The following is a 1,759-nucleotide window of genomic DNA, read 5'->3' as shown; positions in this document are numbered from 1 at the left end:
TGACTCATGCCCGCCACCCAGGCCGAACGTGCTCAACACTTTTCACCACACCGCAAAAGCCGATCGGTGGATCGAGGCTAAGCGGGTGTCGGCTCGTGATCAGGACACTCTCGATCGTATTGAGCGTCAGCAGCGTCAGCGTGATCAGCCTTCGTCGAGGCATACGCCTTCTGTGGGTGTGTCGAGGATGGAGGGGAAGTTCCTCGAGGTGAAGAAGCCGATGCGAAGAGCTGACTAACCTCGCATCGCAACGGAGTCGGGTGTCTGACGTTGCATGAGAGGGGGAGGGGGCGTTCGGGGGAGAGTAGCCATGTGCCTGAGGGTGGCTGCTAGCTGTTCTTCCCAGGGAGGTTGTGGACGGCGAGTCGCTCGATAGGTGATTTGCCGTCGATGCCTGTGTGGGGTCTGTGGTGATTGTAGTGATGAACCCACTCCTGGTAGGTCTGGGCGCGGGCCTCGTCTGACAGGTAGGTCTGGGCGTAGGCCCATTCCTGGTTCAGCGTCCGGTTGAATCGTTCGACTTTGCCATTGGTTTGCGGTCGGTACGGGCGGGTACGTTTGTGCGTGATCTCGGGACCCAGGGTTTGCTTGAAAAGGTGTGAGCGGTAGCAGGATCCGTTGTCGGTGAGGACCCGTTTGACGACGACTCCGTGACTGTTGAAGTAGGCGTTCGCACGCGACCAGAACCCGGCGGCGGTCTCTTTACGTTCGTCGCCGAGGATCTCGGAGTAGGCCAGCCGGGTGTGGTCATCAACGGCGTGATGAACGAAGGCGTAGCCGCGACCATTCTTCTTGTTGTTGCGGTTACCGATCGTGCGTCCGAGTTTGCGGTGCCCGCCGCCGTTGGGGATCCGGCCGAGTTTCTTGATATCGACGTGGACCATGTCGCCGGGCTCTGGGTGCTCGTAACGGCGTGGTCGGGGCCGGCGGACGGCCAAGCCCGTGTTGTGGTCGAGATGCCGTAGCAGCGGCATCTGATACCGGCGTAGCACCGCTCCGACGGTGCTGCAGGGCAGGTGGAGGTGGTAGGCGATGCGGTGTGGTCCCCAGCGGCGGGTGAAGCGCAGGTTGATGATTCGCCGTTCGCAGCGCGTGGGGGTCCGATTGGGGCTGCGGTGGGGTCGGCTGGATCGATCAGTCATCGCCGCGGGCCCGCCGTCCCGATAGCGGTCGGCCCATTTCTTGGCTGTGGTGGGCGAGCACTGGAACCGTTCGGAGGCTCGGCGGATCGACCAGCCCTCATCGATAATCACCGAAGCGAGTTTCAGACGCCCCTTTGGGGTCAGTAAGGCATTAGCGTGGGACATGAGGACCTCTTGGTAGCGGCGTGTGTTGTGGTAGCCACACCGATACCGGAGGTCCTCACCTATTCATTGGCGCCACACCGTCCACAACGTCCCTGGTCATTACAGCTAGCCCACCCACCGGAGACCTACCCCACCCTTAGCATTCTCTCCGAGACCGACGAAGTGGCTGTTGTACTGGCTGCTTGCTGCGACTGAGGCTGAGACAGCCGAAGCTCCTGATACCCAGAGTCCGTAGGGATGATTGGGGAAGACTGGGCCATCCTGGTGCGTATAGGGCCTGACTGATTGGATTCCTGATGCTTATCACAGCATGGAGGGATACTGTTGAGCCATGACCACGAAGACCGTAACGACGCCTCGAGCAGCGATGACACGGGGGGCTGGTGCACGAGTAGGTGACATCTGATCTGGCTTGCCCTGCCGGGCGGCCTGGAAGGATGCCAGCTGTGCCC

General features: G+C 61.3%; 2 protein-coding genes. One reads left to right on the top strand and one right to left on the bottom strand.

The window, feature by feature from the left end:
• A partial coding sequence (locus tag A5766_RS24875) for a hypothetical protein (RefSeq protein ID WP_231894548.1) occupies positions 1–238 on the top strand: 238 nt, incomplete at its 5' end.
• Between the two features lie 91 nt (positions 239–329).
• On the opposite strand, the gene A5766_RS04630 is transcribed toward A5766_RS24875, so the two are convergent.
• On the bottom strand, positions 330–1,307 hold the full coding sequence (locus A5766_RS04630; RefSeq protein WP_064903618.1) for an IS481 family transposase: 978 nt from the start codon (positions 1,305–1,307) through the stop codon (positions 330–332).
• Positions 1,308–1,759 lie beyond the last annotated feature (452 nt).

This window comes from Gordonia sp. 852002-51296_SCH5728562-b (genome assembly GCF_001665475.1).
In the GTDB taxonomy this organism is placed as follows: Bacteria; Actinomycetota; Actinomycetes; order Mycobacteriales; family Mycobacteriaceae; genus Gordonia; species Gordonia sputi.
This window is presented reverse-complemented; position numbering and strand designations above follow the sequence as displayed.

Excerpts from the sequence above, each read along its gene's own strand:
- A5766_RS04630 (WP_064903618.1), bottom strand. The coding sequence starts at position 1,307 with ATGTCCCACGCTAATGCCTTACTGACCCCAAAGGGGCGTCTGAAACTC.